At 71.4% G+C, this 15,934-nt stretch carries 12 protein-coding genes and 4 pseudogenes; 7 read left to right on the top strand and 9 right to left on the bottom strand.

Features of this window, described 5'->3' with window-relative positions; translation table 11 throughout:
- Positions 1-37: 37 nt before the first annotated feature.
- From AC1VNH_RS15485 to mtrA, 5 genes and pseudogenes are all read right to left on the bottom strand, one after another.
- Positions 38-697: a ComF family protein gene (locus AC1VNH_RS15485; protein WP_483112427.1), complete on the bottom strand. Its 660-nt coding sequence runs from the start codon at positions 695-697 to the stop codon at positions 38-40.
- A 93-nt stretch (positions 698-790) separates the two neighbouring features.
- Positions 791-1,606, bottom strand: a complete 816-nt coding sequence (locus AC1VNH_RS15480; RefSeq protein ID WP_483112426.1) for an LpqB family beta-propeller domain-containing protein — start codon at positions 1,604-1,606, stop codon at positions 791-793.
- The gene (locus AC1VNH_RS15475; RefSeq protein ID WP_483112425.1) at positions 1,539-2,456 is read right to left on the bottom strand and encodes an LpqB family beta-propeller domain-containing protein; all 918 of its coding nucleotides are present in this window, start codon (positions 2,454-2,456) and stop codon (positions 1,539-1,541) included. Before AC1VNH_RS15475 ends, AC1VNH_RS15480 begins: the two co-directional genes overlap by 68 nt.
- A complete protein-coding gene (mtrB, locus tag AC1VNH_RS15470) occupies positions 2,453-4,135 on the bottom strand; it encodes an MtrAB system histidine kinase MtrB (RefSeq protein WP_243227029.1) in 1,683 nt (560 codons plus the stop codon). The genes AC1VNH_RS15475 and mtrB overlap by 4 nt, the downstream gene beginning before the upstream one ends.
- A 2-nt stretch (positions 4,136-4,137) precedes the next feature.
- Positions 4,138-4,817, bottom strand: a pseudogene (gene mtrA / locus AC1VNH_RS15465) (MtrAB system response regulator MtrA).
- A 149-nt stretch (positions 4,818-4,966) separates the two neighbouring features.
- Between mtrA and AC1VNH_RS15460 the strand changes: the two are divergent.
- Genes AC1VNH_RS15460 through AC1VNH_RS15440 form a run of 5 tightly spaced genes read left to right on the top strand, consistent with a single transcriptional unit; the run spans position 4,967 to position 10,280 of the window.
- On the top strand, positions 4,967-6,247 hold the full coding sequence (locus AC1VNH_RS15460) for a glycerophosphoryl diester phosphodiesterase membrane domain-containing protein (protein ID WP_483112423.1): 1,281 nt from the start codon (positions 4,967-4,969) through the stop codon (positions 6,245-6,247).
- On the top strand, positions 6,244-6,879 hold the full coding sequence (locus tag AC1VNH_RS15455) for a DUF4129 domain-containing protein (protein ID WP_483112421.1): 636 nt from the start codon (positions 6,244-6,246) through the stop codon (positions 6,877-6,879). The genes AC1VNH_RS15460 and AC1VNH_RS15455 overlap by 4 nt, the downstream gene beginning before the upstream one ends.
- On the top strand, positions 6,876-8,018 hold the full coding sequence (locus tag AC1VNH_RS15450; protein ID WP_483112419.1) for a DUF4350 domain-containing protein: 1,143 nt from the start codon (positions 6,876-6,878) through the stop codon (positions 8,016-8,018). Before AC1VNH_RS15455 ends, AC1VNH_RS15450 begins: the two co-directional genes overlap by 4 nt.
- Positions 8,015-8,974, top strand: coding sequence for an AAA family ATPase (locus tag AC1VNH_RS15445; RefSeq protein WP_483112417.1), 960 nt, complete (start codon positions 8,015-8,017; stop codon positions 8,972-8,974). Before AC1VNH_RS15450 ends, AC1VNH_RS15445 begins: the two co-directional genes overlap by 4 nt.
- Before the next feature lies 1 nt (position 8,975).
- Positions 8,976-10,280 (top strand): DUF58 domain-containing protein, encoded by a 1,305-nt coding sequence (locus tag AC1VNH_RS15440; protein WP_483112416.1) that lies wholly within the window; start codon positions 8,976-8,978, stop codon positions 10,278-10,280.
- 333 nt (positions 10,281-10,613) lie between these two features.
- Here the strand turns inward: AC1VNH_RS15440 and katG are convergent.
- From katG to AC1VNH_RS15425, 3 genes and pseudogenes are all read right to left on the bottom strand, one after another.
- Positions 10,614-12,856 (bottom strand): annotated as a pseudogene (katG, locus tag AC1VNH_RS15435) (catalase/peroxidase HPI).
- Positions 12,857-12,876: 20 nt separating this feature from the next.
- The gene (locus AC1VNH_RS15430) at positions 12,877-13,308 is read right to left on the bottom strand and encodes a Fur family transcriptional regulator (protein WP_483112415.1); all 432 of its coding nucleotides are present in this window, start codon (positions 13,306-13,308) and stop codon (positions 12,877-12,879) included.
- Positions 13,309-13,391: 83 nt separating this feature from the next.
- The gene (locus AC1VNH_RS15425; RefSeq protein ID WP_483112413.1) at positions 13,392-14,387 is read right to left on the bottom strand and encodes a stage II sporulation protein M; all 996 of its coding nucleotides are present in this window, start codon (positions 14,385-14,387) and stop codon (positions 13,392-13,394) included.
- On the opposite strand from AC1VNH_RS15425, the pseudogene AC1VNH_RS15420 reads away from it, so the two are divergent.
- A pseudogene (locus AC1VNH_RS15420) lies at positions 14,386-14,811 on the top strand (RDD family protein); the annotation flags it as partial. The gene AC1VNH_RS15425 and the pseudogene AC1VNH_RS15420 overlap by 2 nt on opposite strands.
- Before the next feature lie 412 nt (positions 14,812-15,223).
- Here the strand turns inward: AC1VNH_RS15420 and AC1VNH_RS15415 are convergent.
- Positions 15,224-15,433, bottom strand: coding sequence for a DUF3499 family protein (locus tag AC1VNH_RS15415; RefSeq protein WP_137416377.1), 210 nt, complete (start codon positions 15,431-15,433; stop codon positions 15,224-15,226).
- A gap of 58 nt (positions 15,434-15,491) precedes the next feature.
- Here AC1VNH_RS15415 and AC1VNH_RS15410 point away from each other — a divergent pair.
- A pseudogene (locus tag AC1VNH_RS15410) lies at positions 15,492-15,929 on the top strand (metallopeptidase family protein).
- Positions 15,930-15,934: the final 5 nt, after the last annotated feature.

Genomic DNA, 15,934 nt, shown 5'->3' with positions numbered 1-15,934 from the left:
GTCAAGGGCGGACCTTCGTCGCCTTGTCACCCCCACGCTAGCCCGGGTTCATGTCCGTGTCACGAACGAATCCGGTGCGGCGCGTATGAGCGACGCAGGCGACGCCCATGACCTCGGCTCCCGCCTCCCGGAGCGCCCGTGCGGCCTCGGCGACGGTCGCTCCCGTCGTCACGACGTCATCGACGATGACGACCCGTCGGCCGTCCAGCCGCCGGCTCGCGCGCAAGCTTCCGGCGACGTTCTGCGCGCGCTCGGCGCGGCCGAGCTCGCGCTGATCGCGTGTGCTCCGGATGCGGCGGAGCACCGCCAGCGCCGGAAGGCCGCTGCGATCGAGGATCGCCTCCACCACCCGGTGTCCGCGCCGCCGGAACGCCGCCGCGGAGGTGGGAATCGGAACGAACGCCACCTCCGCGGCATCCGGGAACCCGGCGGCTGCGACGGCGGCGAGCGCAATGGAGAACGGCCGCACGAGCCCGGTGCGTCCCTCCTCCTTGAGGGCGCGCAGTGCACGGGCCGGCCGGTCGGCGAAGTCGAAGGCCGCGTGAACGACGAGGCCCGACGCCAGCACGTGGCGGCGCGGCCTCGGCGCGGCGAGGAGCTCGGCGCACGTCTCGCACAGCGAGCTGTCGGGGGTGCCGCAGCCCGCGCAGTCGACGGGCAGGATGAGGGCGAGGGCGGCGGAGAGGGCGGCGATCACCCCACCACCGTGCTCCGCGAAGGCCATCGCGCGGCGACGGCACCGTCGACGATGAGCGCGACGCGCCGCTGACGACCTCGTGGGGAGGGCGACTCAGTCGGCGTCGCCCTGCTGCGTGGCGAGCACCTGGACTCCGGTGGCGGTCTGCACCCAGTTCGACTGGCGACGCACGTAGAGGGTGCCGTCGGCCGCGAGGATCCGTACGGCCGCCGGCGAGTTCGCGCCGGACATGGCCACCGCATCCACCGGCGCGTCGACGACGGTGGCGGCTCCCCCCACGACCTGCTGCACGAACACGGGTGCGGCCGCCTCGCCCGACACGACACCGATCGTCGTCGTGTCGAGCCACGCCAGGCCGTGCGTGGGCGCGTCGACCGTCGTCAACGACACGGCCGGCCCCAGCGCGCTCGGGACACCGGCCGAGTCCCGCTCGACACCGGCCACGACCAGCATCGACCGGCCGCCGGCGGTCAGCACGGCCGCCATCCGACTGCCGTCACGGGAGATCTGCATCGCGTCGATGCGACTCGCCCCCCAGGCCGACGGCACCTCGAGCACGGTGCCGTCGGTCGTTGTCGCCCGGACGCGGGACGGATCGGCGGCGGGGACCGTCCAGATGATGCCGAAGGGATCGATCGTGGGGGCGAGAACACCTGCGCGCTCGTCGACCACGCGGCTCACGCCGTCATCGGTGATCTCCGCCGCCGATCCGTCCGGGAGCAGGACGGCGGCGGCGCTGCGGCCGACCCCGAGCTGCACGGCCGTCGGCTCGGCCTCGATGAGCGCGGACGACAGTCCGGGCAGCGGCGTGAGCTCCCCGGACAGGAGGTATCCGAACCCGTCAGCATCGCGCACCAGCGCCCGCGAGTCGACGAGCGTGGAGCGCGTCGGGATCCTCGACGCGTTCACCCGCGCACCGTCGACCTGCATCTCGACAGCGGTGACCTGGGCGGTGACCAGGCTCGCGGAGAAGCTGGGTCTGCATCCGGTCCAACGTGACCTGATCCAGCCCGAGCGTCTGCTCGCTGAGCTGTGCCTGCGCGACGCCGTTGGTCAACGGCACGGAGGGGACGAGCGTGACGTTGTCGGGGAAGGCGGAGACGACGGATGCGGCCAGCCAGGGCGAGGGCTCGCCGTTCACGACGGCCGCCGCGATCCGTGTCAGCGCGTTGGTGGTGGGAAACCAGCGCACATCGGGAACCAGGTACCGCCAGGTCGGGTCGAAGTACATGACGTCGTAGGAGCGGAACACGTTGCGGAACAGGTCCTCGTCGAGCACGATCCCGTCCGGCGCGTGCGTGATGCGCCACTCGCCGTCCGCCTGCTGCGCGAGCGAGAACGGCAGCGGGACGCTGGCGCCCTCGTCCGACAGCGTGTAGGTGCCGGCCTCGTCGATCGTCGCCTGCGGGGTGACATCGAGCACGATCTCGTCGTCGATCTCGGTGTAGCTGCGGTCGGCGAGCACGTCGACGATGACCCCCGCCTCCGGCTTCCACTGATCGCGGTAGTCCTCAGAGAGGAACTGACGCGCCACCTGCCAGTTGTCCTGCGGCCCGGATGCGGCACGCACGAAGCCGTCGACGATCTGCCGGGCCGTCGCGCCGGGCTGCGGGCCATCCGGACGGTAGATCACGTCGGGCGCCGTGGAGTCGGACCCCAGCTGCGGGCCCGGCTGCACCGTTCCCGTCGTCGGCAGACCGGCGCACGCGGTCAGCACGAGCGCGAGAGCTCCCAGCAGAGCGATGAGGATCCGTCTCATGTGGACTCCTTGCCTCGCAGCGCGCTGTCGACGTCGATCGGCTGCGTGAGCCCGAGGTCGTCGAGGCCGTCACCCTCCGGAGCCAGCGACAGCGGCGAAGAGGCCGGCTCCGCGCCGGCGCGGCGCGGCAGCGTCAGCACGAAGTTGGTGCCGACCCCCGGCGACGACCAGACGCCCAGCGTTCCGCCGTGCAGGCGGGTGTCTCCCAGGGCGATGGCCAGACCCAGTCCGGTGCCGCCGATCGTCCGCTTGCGCGACGGGTCAGCGCGCCAGAAGCGGTCGAAGACACGCTCCTGGTCTTCGGGCCGCATACCCATCCCGTAGTCGCGCACACCCACTGCGACCGCATCCTGATCCGAGTCCACGGTGACGACGATGGGCCGGCCCTCGCCGTGCTCGATCGCGTTGCCCAGGAGGTTTCGCACGATCCTGCGCACCCGGCGCGGGTCCATCTCTACGGGCGAGTAGCCGCCCGGCGCCACGAGCCGTACATCGCTGCCGTGCTGTTCGGCGAGCTGGTGCATCTGAGCGACGACGTCCTCGGCGAGATGCGCCAGGCTGGTCGGCTCGAGTTCGAGCTGCACGGATCCGGCGTCGTAGCGGCTGATCTCCAGCAGGTCGGTGAGCAGCGTCTCGAACCGCTGCACCTGCGCGTGCAGCAGCTCCGCGGCGCGGGTGCTCACCGGGTCGAAGGCCTCCCGATGATCGTTGAGCACGTCGGCGGCGAGACGGATGGTGGTCAACGGTGTGCGCAGCTCATGCGAGACGTCCGAGACGAATCGCTGCTGCACGAGCGAGAGCTCCGCCAACTCCTTGATCTGCGCCTGGATGCTGTCGGCCATCGCGTTGAACGAACGGCCGAGCGTGGCGATCTCGTCCTCCCCGTGCACGTCCAGCCGCACGTCGAGCCGACCCGCCGCGAGCTCCGCCGACGTGTGCGCCGCCTCGCCGATCGGCACGGTGACCGAGCGCAGGACGAACCACGAGATCCCGGCGATGATCGCGATGAGGGCGAGACCCACGACCCAGAGGGTGCCCTGCACGAAGCCGAGGGTCTGATCGGCTGCGGCGAGATCGTAGGCGATGTAGAGCTCGTACGCGCCGACGCCGGCGACGTTCAGCTGCTGCCCGACGGCGATCCCGGGCACCACGCGCCCCGAGGCATCGGTGAGCGCGATCGACTGCCACCACTGCACGTCGGCGTCCGAGCGCACCTTGTCGCGCAGCGCGTCCGTGATCTGGCCGTCCCAGTTGCCGCCGCCGAGGACGAAGTCCTGCGGCGCGGTCGCCGAGGGGGTCTGGTCGACGCGGAACATCGCGACCAGGTCCGAGTCGGACTGGCGCCCGAGGCTCGCCATGACGCTGTCGACGACGTTGCGCACCTGGGCGCTGTCGCCCTGCAGGGCGGAGTCGAGCGTCGCCTGCGCGGCGGTCGTGGCGCGGCGGGCGTCACCCAGCACCTGGTCGCGACGCGACTGGAAAAGGTCGTTCTGAATCGCCAGCGCCATCCAGACGCACGCGACCAGGATGGCCAGAGTCGACAGGGCGATCGTGAGCACCAGGGTGCGGAATCGGAGCGATCGCTGCCACGAGCCCAGCACCCGCGACGGCCACGTGCGCCAGGCGCGCAGTTCGCGCCGCAGACGCACGGACGGCCGGGGGGCGGTCGCGGCGGGCATCCTCAGCTCGCGGCGCCGGCGCGGTATCCGACGCCGCGCACCGTCGTGACGATCTTCGGGTTGTCGGGGTCGAGCTCGACCTTCGCGCGCAGCCGCTGGACGTGCACGTTCACGAGTCGCGTGTCCGCCTTGTAGTGGTAGCCCCACACCTGCTCGAGGAGCATCTCGCGGGAGAAGACCTGCTGCGGTTTCGATGCGAGCGCGACGAGCAGTTCGAACTCCAGCGGCGTCAGCGGGATGGGAGTCGATCCCCGGCGCACTTCGTGGGCGGCCACATCGACGGTCAGGTCGCCGATGCGCAGGCTCTCCCCGCATCCGTCGCAGCCGGACGAAGTCGGGTGCGGATGCGGGCGACCAGCTCTTTCGGGTTGAACGGCTTGACGATGTAGTCGTCGGCGCCCGACTCGAGGCCGGCGACGACGTCGGCGGTGTCGGTGCGCGCGGTCAGCATGATGATCGGTACGCCGGACTCCGCGCGCAGGCGGGTGCAGATCTCGATGCCGTCCATACCGGGCAGCATCAGATCGAGCAGCACGAGATCGGGGCGCTCGGCGCGGAAGGCATCGACCGCCTGGGCACCGTCGGCGCAGAAGACCGTCTCGAAGCCTTCGGTGTCCAGCACGATCCCGATCATCTCGGCCAGCGCCGTGTCGTCGTCGACCACGAGAATGCGTGATGTCATGAAACGCGTTCTTCCTTTGCGTCCGCTCGGCGGCCGGGTTCCACCGATGCCCCCGTGCGCCCCTTCAGAGTAGTCCACACCGGACCCGGCGCTCACGAGCGATCACCCAGGTGTGTCACGATGAAGGCGATGACGACCGCGAGGAGATCATGACGACCGCGCAACCCGGATGGATGCCCGCTCCGCGTGCCGGAATCGTCCCGCTGCATCCGCTGACGTTCGGAACCGTGCTGGGACGCTCCTTCGTCGCGCTGCGGCAGAACCCCCGTGTGCTGCTGGGGTTCGCTCTGGGCATGCAGATGGCGACGTATCTGGTGCTGCTGGTCGCGGTCGGCGGCATCGCCTTCGCCAGCTTCTCGCGCCTGGCGACCGTGCCGGTGTCGAGCCCCGACTATCCGGACCTGTTCGCGGGCGCGACAGCGATCACCGTGATCTCCAGCCTCGTGCTCGGCGTCGCGAGCTCCGCGCTGACGGTCATCGTCCAGGGCGTCGTCGTGGCCGAGGTCGCGCACGGCGTCGTCGCCGAGAAGCTGACGGTCGGCGCGCTGTGGCGGCGGATCCGTCCCGCCTTCTGGCGCCTGTTCGGATACACGCTCCTGTCCTCGGGCGCCGTACTGGTCGCGATCGCGGTCGCGGCAGCCGCGGCCTTCGCGCTCGGTGTGCTGGCGCTGGCCGCCGGAATCATCGTCGCGATCCTGTTCGTCCTGGCCGCCATCCCCCTGGCTTTCTGGTTGACGACGCGGCTGTTCCTCGTCACGCCGGTCCTCGTGCTCGAGGGGGCCGGCGTGTTCGCGGCCATCGCACGCTCCTGGCGCCTCACGCGCGGCAGGTTCTGGCGCACGCTCGCGACGTGGTTCGTCATCCAGACCGGCTTCGGAATCATCACCCAGATCGTCGTGGTGCCGCTGAACTTCTTCAGCGGCATGTTCGTCGGCGTCCTCTCCCCCACGGGCGACCCGGACGTCGCCGCCGTCATCGCAACCGTCGGGGTCGGCCTTGTGGTGCAGATGGTGTCGCTGCTGGTGCAGTCGATCGCGCTCGTGGTGAACGCCACGGCGGCGTGCCTCGTGTACGTGGACGCCCGGATGCGCACCGAGGGCCTCGATCTCGACCTGCAGTCGTACGTGGACCAGCGTCAGATGGGCGCGGGCGTCGCCGATCCCTATCGCTGGCACATCGGCCGGACGGTGGCGCCGCAGCCCGGCGCCTGGCCACCGCAGCCCGCCCCGTGGCCGGGCGCCTACCCGGCTCCGCAGGCGTACGGCTACGGCCCGCCGCCCGCGTACACGCCGCCCGGAGTCGATGCACCCGTACCGACGGCCGCGGATGCGCAACCCGCCGCGGATCAGCCCGCGAGCAACCAGCCGCCGGCCGGCCGGCCCGCCGAGACCGACTGGGCTGCGCCGCAGGCGGGCCCGGAACAGCGGTGATCCTCGCCGGGGGCGCGCCGTTGATCCCCGACGGCGACGAGGCCAGACGTCTTGCCGAGCGGGAACTCGCAGATCCGAGCTATCGTGCAGCCGAACCGACCCCGTTCGACCGCATCGCACGTGCCATCGGCGACGGCATCGCCAAGCTGTTCACGGGCGACGTGGATGCGGCGTGGGCACCCTTGGTCGCCGTCGGCGCACTGCTGCTGGTCGTGCTCCTCGTGGTGCTCGCCGTCGTCATCTGGGGACGACCGCGCTCCAGAGGTCTCGTGCGCGCGGCCCGCGGCGAGCTCTTCGGCGACGCGGTGACGGCCGGATCCGCCGAGCTGCGGCGCACCGCAGCGACGCTCGCCGAGCGCGGCGACTGGGAGGCGGCGACCGTGGCCGCCGTGCGCGCGCTGGCTCGCGGGCTCGAAGAGCAACAGCTGGTCACGGTGCCGCCCGGGGCGACGGTCACCGCGTTCGCACGCTCCGCCGGGTCCGTCTTCCCCGAGGAGGCCGCCTCACTCATCGACGCCGCGCACGACTTCGATGATGTGCGCTATCTGCGACGGCCGGGAAGCCGCGACGCGTACGAGCGTGTCAGCGCCCTCGACGATCGACTCTCCCGCGCCTCGGCGGCGCACCGATGAGCGTTCGCCCCCGCCTCGCTCCCGCCCGCACGTGGGCCGTCATCGGTGCCGTCATCGTGGTCGTCGGCATCCTCGGCGCGGTGATCTCCTCGAACATGCGCTTCAGCGCATACGACAGGTTCGATCCGGAGGATCCCGGTCCCGACGGGATGCGTGCGCTCGCCCGCATCCTCTCCGATGAGGGCATCGACGTCATCGTGGTGCGCGATGTCGCCGCCGCGGAGGCCGCGCTCCGGGAGGGAGACAGCACCCTCGTCCTGCCGGACTCTCCCCTGCTGTCGGACACGCAGCTGACGTCGTTGGCCGGCGCGGCGGACTCGGTGGTCGTATCGGATCCGCGCGCCCGTTCGATCCGGCTCCTCTTCGACGGCATGGTTCAGGGATACGGCACCGCCGATGCGGTCGCGCCCGAATGCGATCTGCCGGTAGCGCTGCGCGCGGGAGACGTCAGCGTCGGCGCGACCTTCACCGCCGCGGATGCGGTCGGCTGCTACCCGGTCGACGACGCGTTCGGCCTGCTCTGGCAGCAACGAGGGGACGCGACGCTCGCCGCCGTGGACGGATCGGTCCTCTTCACGAACGAACACCTCGCCTCCGACGGCAATGCGGCTCTCGCGCTCGGCCTGCTGGGCGCACATGATCGCCTGGTCTGGCTCGTGCCGGCCCTGACCGCCGGTTCCGGTTCGCCCGGCTCGACGCTCGGAGAGCTGACCCCGCCGTGGGTCACACCGGCGATCGTGCTGCTCGGCGCGACGACTCTGGCCGCCGCGATCTGGCGCGGCCGGAGATTCGGCCCCCTCGTGCACGAGCGGCTCCCGGTGACGGTGCGTGCCGACGAGACGACGCGCGGCCTCGGCCGGCTCTACGCCCGCGCCGGCGCGCGCGAGCATGCCGCGGCGCTTCTGCGAGAGCGCGCCCGCGAGCGGGCGGCGACGGCGCTGTCCGTGCCGCGCCGCGCCGACACCACGGCGATCGCCGATGCCGTCGCCGCAGCCACCGGCATCCCTCCCGCGCGCAGTCACGCCCTGCTCGGCGACGAGCCTGTCTCCGACGATCGGTCGCTCGCCCGCCTCGCCGCAGACCTTCGCGCCCTCGAGGCGCAATTGACCCCGTCCCGTCCGCGAAAGGAACCGCAATGACCGAGAACTCCGATGACGCCCTGCGGATGGCGATGCACGGCGTGCGCACCCAGATCGGCAAGGCCGTGGTGGGGCAGGACGGCGCCGTGACGGGGCTTCTGGTCGCGCTCCTGGCGCGCGGCCACGTGCTGCTGGAGGGTGTGCCCGGCGTCGCGAAGACGCTGCTCGTGCGCGCGTTCAGCCGCGCGCTCGGACTCGACACGCACCGGGTGCAGTTCACCCCCGACCTGATGCCGGGCGATGTCACCGGATCGCTCATCTACGACGCCCGCTCCGGCGAGTTCGAGTTCCGCGAGGGTCCGGTGTTCACGCAGGTGCTGCTCGCGGACGAGATCAACCGCACGCCGCCCAAGACCCAGTCGGCGCTGCTGGAGGCCATGGAGGAGCGCCAGGTCTCCGCCGACGGCGTGACCCGTCCGCTGCCGGCGCCGTTCCTCGTGGCCGCGACCCAGAACCCCGTCGAGCACGAGGGGACCTACGATCTGCCCGAGGCGCAGCTGGACCGGTTCCTGCTGAAGCTGCGCGTCGACGTGCCCGAGCGGGACGCCGAGGTGCAGGTGCTGCGCCGCCACGCGGACGGGTTCGACCCCCGAGCGCTCGACGCCGTGGTGCCGGCCACGGATGCGGCGGGCATCGCCGCAGCCCAGCGGGCGGTCGCATCCGTCGACGCCTCCGACGACCTGCTCGGATACATCGTCGACCTCGCTCGGGCGACCCGCGATGCACCCTCGGTGCAGCTGGGCGCGAGCCCCCGTGCCGCGACCGCGCTGCTGGCCACCGCGAAGGCGTGGGCGTGGCTGGGCGGTTACCCGGCCATCACGCCGGATCACGTGCAGACGATGCTCACCCCGACCTGGCGCCACCGGCTGCGCCTGAACCCCGAAGCCGAGTTCGAGGGCGTCACGGTGGACGGCGTGCTCGCCTCGGTCCTCGCCCAGACGAGGGTTCCGATCTGACGTGTTCGTCACCGGTCGTCTTCCGATCGTCGTCGCCGGCGGTCTCATCCCGTTGATCCTGCTGTCCGCCGCGGGAGTGCCGGCATGGGCGGTGTTCGGCGCGTGGCTCGGCCTCGTCGTCGCGGCGGTCGCGCTGGACACCGCGCTCGCGCCGAGCCCCGGAGACCTGCGCGTCGCGCGGTCTCTGCCCGCGCGCGCCCGGCGCGGCGAGGTCGCGCTGAGCGAGTTGCGCCTGACGAACGCGGGCCGTCGGCCGGTGAAGGGATGGGTGCGGGACGCCTGGCAGCCGACCGCCGGCGCCCCCGCCGCCCGCGCGCGCATCGATGTCGCGGCCGGGCACACCGCGACCCTCCGCGCGTCGCTCGCACCGCGCCGGCGCGGTGAGTTGGCGAGCGACTTCGTCGTCGTACGCTCGCTCGGCCCCCTCGGTCTGTCCGGCCGTCAGCAGCGCATCGACGCCCGCGGCACGCTGCGCGTTCTGCCGCCGTTCTCGTCGCGACGCCATCTGCCGTCCCGCCTGGCGCGCCTGCGGGAGCTCGACGGCGAGACGAGCGTCCAGGTGCGCGGCCGCGGCACGGAGTTCGACAGCCTGCGCGAGTACGTCCGCGGCGATGACGTCCGCTCGATCGACTGGCGCGCCACGGCGCGCTCGGGCACGACGATGCTGCGCACGTGGCGGCCGGAGCGCGACCGCCACATCGTCGTGGTCGTCGATACCGGTCGCACGGCGGCGACTCGCGTCGACGACGGGGTGAGACTCGACGCCGCCATGGAGGCGACGCTGCTGCTCGGAGCCCTGGCCGCCCGCGCCGGGGACCACGTGCACCTCGTGATGATGGATCGCGTCGTACGGGCGCGCGTGAGCGGCGTCGACGGCGCCGGACTCGTTCCCGCGCTCGTGGACGCCATGGCACCGGTCGAGGCCCAGTTGATCGAGACGGACTGGAGCAAGGTCGCCTCCTTGGTGCGCAGGCTGACGGTGCGCCCCGCGCTGGTGGTGCTGCTCACGGCCCAGGACGACCCGGCCGCAGCACGCGGGTTCCTCGCCGCGCTCCCCACGCTGACGGCCCGTTCGCGAGTTCTCGTGGCATCCGCATCCACCGTCGAGGACGCCGACGACACCGCCACGACGGATGCGGATGCGGCCTACGCCTGGGCCGCGACGGAGCACGTCCGTCAGGACGGCGAGCGCGTCGCGGCCGCGATCGCGCGCACGGGTGCTGTCGCCGTGACCGCGGATGCGGCATCCCTCCCGCCCCGCGTCGCCGACCACTACCTCGCGCTCAAGCTGCGCGGCCTGCTCTGAGCCCAGGCGCCGTCGAGGGCCGCCGATCGCGCGGAGCGCTCCGTCCCCTCGCTTCCCCTGTCACAGATCGACGCGAGCGGCTCGATCTCTGACAGGGGAAGAGTCTCTGTCCCCGTTCCGCCGAAGCTCTCGGTCGCGCGAACGCGCCACACTTTTCCGCGTCCGCGACAGCGATTGACTATGGCGGATGCGGAAACCTGGCGCATCTGCGCATATGCGACGCAACTCGGGCACGCGGATGTGACCCCCTGGGACAGGCGAGCGGCCGCGCCGAAGCGCCTCGGAACGCGGAACGCCCCTCCGCGCCGGGCGGAGGGGCGTTCCGGGTTGGGGTCAGACGAGGTCGAAGCGGTCGAGCTCGGTGACCTTCGTCCACGCCGCGACGAAGTCCGTCACGAACTTCTCGGTCGCGTCGTCCGAGGCGTACACCTCGGCGAGCGCGCGCAGCTCGGAGTTCGAGGCGAACACGAGGTCGGCCCGCGTGCCGATGCCGACCAGCTCTCCGGTGGCGTCCTTCGTGCCCTGGAACGCGTGGGACCCGGGGTCGAGCGGCTTCCACGTGTTGCCGAGCTCGAGCAGGTTCACGAAGAAGTCGTTCGTGAGCACGCCCACGCGGTCGGTCAGCACGCCGTAGCGCGAGCCGTCCCAGTTCGCACCGAGCACGCGCAGACCGCCCACGAGCACCGTCATCTCGGGTGCGCTCAGGGTCAGCAGGTTGGCCTTGTCGACCAGCAGGTACTCGGCGGGAAGCGACGGGCGCCCCTTGAGGTAGTTGCGGAAGCCGTCGGCGGCGGGCTCGAGGAACGCGAACGAGTGCTCCTCGGTCTGCTCCGCCGTCGCGTCGGTGCGTCCCGGACGGAACGGCACCTCCACGATCACGCCCGCGTCGGCCGCGGCGCGCTCCACACCGGCGTTGCCGGCGAGCACGATCAGGTCCGCGAGCGAGACCCGGCGACCCGCCGCCTCGAACTCGGCCTTGACCTCTTCGAGGACCGCGAGCACCTTCTGCAGCTGAGCGGGGTTGTTCACCTCCCAGTCCTTCTGCGGCGCCAGGCGGATGCGGGCGCCGTTGACGCCACCGCGCTTGTCGCTGCCACGGAAGGTGGATGCCGCCGCCCACGTCGTCGAGACCAGCTCGGACACGCTCAGCCCGGACTCGAGGATGCGGGACTTCAGCGCGACCGCATCCGCCGCATCGATCAGGTCGTGATCGACGGGAGGCACCGGGTCCTGCCAGATGAGATCCTCCTCCGGCACCTCGGAACCGAGGTAGCGGACCTTCGGACCCATGTCGCGGTGGGTCAGTTTGAACCACGCGCGGGCGAAGGCGTCCTGGAACTCATCGGGGTTCTCGAGGAAGCGCTTGGTGATCTTTCCGTACTCCGGGTCCACGCGCAGAGCGATGTCGCTCGTGAGCATGCGCGGCTCGCGGCGGCCGTCCGAGTGCGCCAGCGGCACCATGTCGCTGCCCGCGCCGTTCGCGGGACGCCACTGCCAGGCGCCCGCAGGGCTCTTGAACAGCTCCACTCGTAGGCGTACAGGATGTGCAGGAACTCGTTGTCCCAGCGCGTCGGGTGATAGGTCCAGGTGACCTCCAGCCCGCTCGTGATCGTGTCGTCGCCCTTGCCGGTGCCGTGCGCGTTCTTCCAGCCGAGCCCCTGCTCCTCGATGCCCGCGGCCTCGGGATCCTCCGCCACGTTCTCGTCGGATGCCGCGCCGTGCGTCTTTCCGAAGGTGTGGCCGCCGGCGATGAGCGCGACCGTCTCCTCGTCGTTCATCGCCATGCGGGCGAACGTCTCACGGATGTCGCGCGCCGAGCGCAGCGGGTCGGGCTCGCCGTTCGGGCCCTCCGGGTTGACGTAGATGAGTCCCATCTGGACGGCCGCGAGCGGCTTCTCCAGCTCGCGGTCGCCCGAGTAGCGCTCGTCGCCGAGCCAGGTGGTCTCGGGGCCCCAGTAGACGTCGTCGTCGGCCTCCCAGACGTCGGCACGTCCCCCGGCGAACCCGAAGGTCTTGAAGCCCATCGACTCCAGCGCCACGTTGCCGGCGAGGATCATGAGATCCGCCCACGAGATCGACTGGCCGTACTTCTTCTTGACCGGCCACAGCAGGCGGCGCGCCTTGTCGAGGTTCACGTTGTCCGGCCAGCTGTTCAGCGGTGCGAACCGCTGCTGACCCTGCCCGCCGCCGCCGCGTCCGTCCGTCACGCGATAGGTGCCGGCACTGTGCCAGGCCATGCGGATCATCAGCGGGCCGTAGTGACCGAAGTCGGCCGGCCACCAGTCCTGCGACGTCGTCATGACCTCCCGCAGATCCTGCTTGACCGCGGCGAGATCCAGCGCTTCGAAAGCGGCCTTGTAGTCGAAGTCCTCACCGAGAGGATTGCCCACGACCGGGTTCTTCGCCAGCAGACGCAGGTTCAGCTTCTTCGGCCACCACACGCGGTTCGCGGAGCCTGCGGTGGGATGCGGCAGCGCACCGTCGGGCTCGGCGTCGATCGGCGAGGGCCCGACGGGCAACCGCGTCTCGTCGGCACCGTCGTGGGGTACAGGGCAACCCGTCGTGATGTCGGACATCTGTTTCCTTTCGTGGGGGATCATTCGCTCTGGGCGGCACATGCCGGACACATGCCCCAGAAGGTCACCTCGGCAGCCTCGACCGAGAAGCCATGCGTCTGTTGGGGATGCATGCACGGCGCCGCTCCCGCAACGCAGTCCACGTCCTCGACGCGGCCGCAGCCACGGCAGACGAGGTGGTGGTGGTTGTCCGCGACGCGCAGCTCGAACAGCCCGGGATGACCCGCGGGTTCGATGCGCCGGGCCAGCCCCGCGTCGACGAAGTCGCCGAGGGCGTTGTAGACCGACTGCATGCTCGTTGCGGGCAGCCGCTCGCGCACACGCGCGAACACCTCGTCCGCCCGGGCGTGCGGCAGCGCGTGCAGCGCGTCGTAGACCCCGCGCCGCGTCTGAGTGACACGAAGGCCCGCGTGACGCAGGGCGATCTCTGTCTCGACGGATGCGGGGGCCACTCCCGCATCCTGTCATTGTTTTGATCTATTCAAAAACACGACACGCCCACGATCTGGTGAACGATCGCTGAACCCGCTTGAGTTCAGCCCGCGACGAGCTCGGTCTGGCCGATGTCGTCCTCGTCCAGATCACCCGTCTGCCCGCGGCGCGCCGCCCGGCGCCCCACCACGAGCATGTAGACGAGGAAGACGCCGAGTGCCATGGCGCCGAGCACGAGCTTCACGGGCCACGGCCACGGCTGGGGGGTGACGTAGGCCTCGACGACTCCCGACAGCGCGAGGGCGAAAACCAGTCCGATTGCGACGGTGGCGAGCGAGCGACCCGCGGCGGCCAGCGACTCCCGTCGCGACCGCGGGCCGGGCGCCACCCAGGCCCAGAAGACGTGGAGCCCCGCCGCCGCAGCGACGAACACGCTGGTCAGCTCGAGCAGGCCGTGGGGAAGGATGTACGCGAAGAACACGTCGAGCCGGCCGAAGGATCCCATCACCGCTGCCGCGGCGCCGAGACCGACCGCATTCTGGATGACGACGGAGACCGGCCAGATACCGGTGATCCCGAACAGGACGCACTGCGCCGCGATCCAGGCGTTGTTCGTCCACACCGTGCCGGCGAACACGGCGGCCGGGTTGTCGGAGTAATAGGCGACGAACTCGTCGTTCGCATACGACGAGAGCTGTGCGTCGGAGCCGAGGGTCGCCACGAGAGCGGGATCCGACGAGATCCACAACGCCACCAGCGCAGCGACCAGGACGAAGGCGCCTGCGACGGCGAGTGTCGTCCGGCGCACGCCGTACAGCGCCGCGGGCAGTTGGTCGAGGAAGAACTGCGGGATGCGACGGAGCAGATTCCCGTCTCCCGCGGTGAGCCGCAGGCGGGCACGGGCCAGCACGAGCGACAGGTGATCGGCCTGCGGACTGCGCCCGGCGGACGTCTTCAACTCGGCCAGATCCGCGGAGGCGGCCCGGTAGCGCATCACGAGCTCGTCGGCCTCGGCTCCACTCAGACGCCGGCGGCCGGCCAGCTCGTCGAGACGCTCCCACTCGGACCTGTGGGCGGCCGTGAGCGCGTCGAGGTCCATGTGTTTCACTGTAGCCATGCCCTCCGCCGTGACGATGGTCGAGATCGGTCAGGACGAGATCCTCACCGGCGAAGCCGTTGCGCTCGACGTCCAACCGGCGGGGTTCTTCCTGCGCCTGGCGGGGGCCGCCATCGACATGATCGTGACCGTGGCCGCCGCCCTCATCGTGATGCTGGCGCTCGGGCTGACCGGGGTCCTCTCCGCAGCTTCGGGGCTCGGTACGATCCTCTCGATCCTGCTGGCGGTCCTGCTGCTGGTCATCGCGCCCACGACGATCGAGACCGCCACGCGCGGACGCAGTCTCGGCAAGCTCATCGTCGGCGCGCGCATCGTCCGCGCCGACGGCGGGGCGGCGGGATTCCGGCAGGCGCTGATCCGCTCTCTCGTCGGCGTTCTGGAGATCTGGTTCACCCTCGGCGCCGTGGCGGCGCTGACCGGGATGTTCACGCCGCGCGCACAGCGTCTGGGCGACCTCATGGCGGGCACCTTCAGTCAGCGCACGCGCACCGGACGCCTCCCCGCCTTCGAGCCGCAGGTGCCGGCTCCCCTCACCGAATGGGCCCGCATCGCCGACGTGGCACCGCTGCCGGCGCCGGTCGCGCGGCGCCTCGCCCGGTTCGTCCGGCAGGCCGAACAGCTGCAGCCGGGGGCACGCCGGATGCTGGCCGCGCAACTGGCGACGGAGGCGGCAGCATCCGTCTCCCCGGTTCCGGCCGCGGATCCGGGCTGTTCGTCCGGGCTGTCGCGGCGCTGCGCTTCCAGCGCGAACTGTCGGCCATCCGGTCGCGCGATGCGCGTGCCGCAGCGCTCCTGCCTGCGCCCAGGGAAGCCCGCGGCTAAGAGGCGCGGAGCGTCTCGTGACGCACGACCAGCCATCCCTTGGGCACCGACAGTCGCTCGGTGTGCACCTGGCACAGATCGTGCGCGTGCGGATCTCCGGCACGTCCGAGCGGACCCACCGCTGCCATCTGGTCGGCATAGTCGTAGGTGAGCGTCGCCACCGCTTCACGCGCGCACGCGACCTTGGAGCACTGACGTTCCTGCACGGTGTGACCCTAACGCGCCCCGGGGACGCCGCCGGTGCGCCGCGCCTAGGATGGTCAGATGATCCGCCGCCGGTCGCGCCCCGCACCCGCAGCCCCCCGTCCCGAACGTCACGGACGTCACGGCCGGCAGGGCCGGAGCGCGGTGGTGCGCCCACCTCTGCCGCCCCTGGAGACGCGCGTCGACCGGTTCGACCTCGCCGTCGGTTCGGTCGCGGAGTTCCTCCGTGGAGCGTGGCCGGGCTGCGCGAGGTGCGCTTCGAGATGGCCGACATGCCTCCGGCGGCGGATGCCGATGGCATCCCGCGCTGGAGCGTGCTCCCCGACGAGAAGCGCATCGTTCTCTACCGGCTGCCCATCGAACGTCTCGCACACCTGCACCGCAACGACGACACCCATCGGCGCATGATGATCGAGAAGCTGCGTCTTCCGCGCCGCTGCCGAGTTCCTCGGGCGGGACCCGTGGGACCTCGGCCCCGATCGCTTCCGCTTTCTCTGAGCGGG

The sequence above is a fragment of the Microbacterium sp. KU4F genome (genome assembly GCF_056868075.1).
Note: the sequence above shows the minus strand (reverse complement) of the source record. Positions and strands in the feature narration are given on the sequence as shown.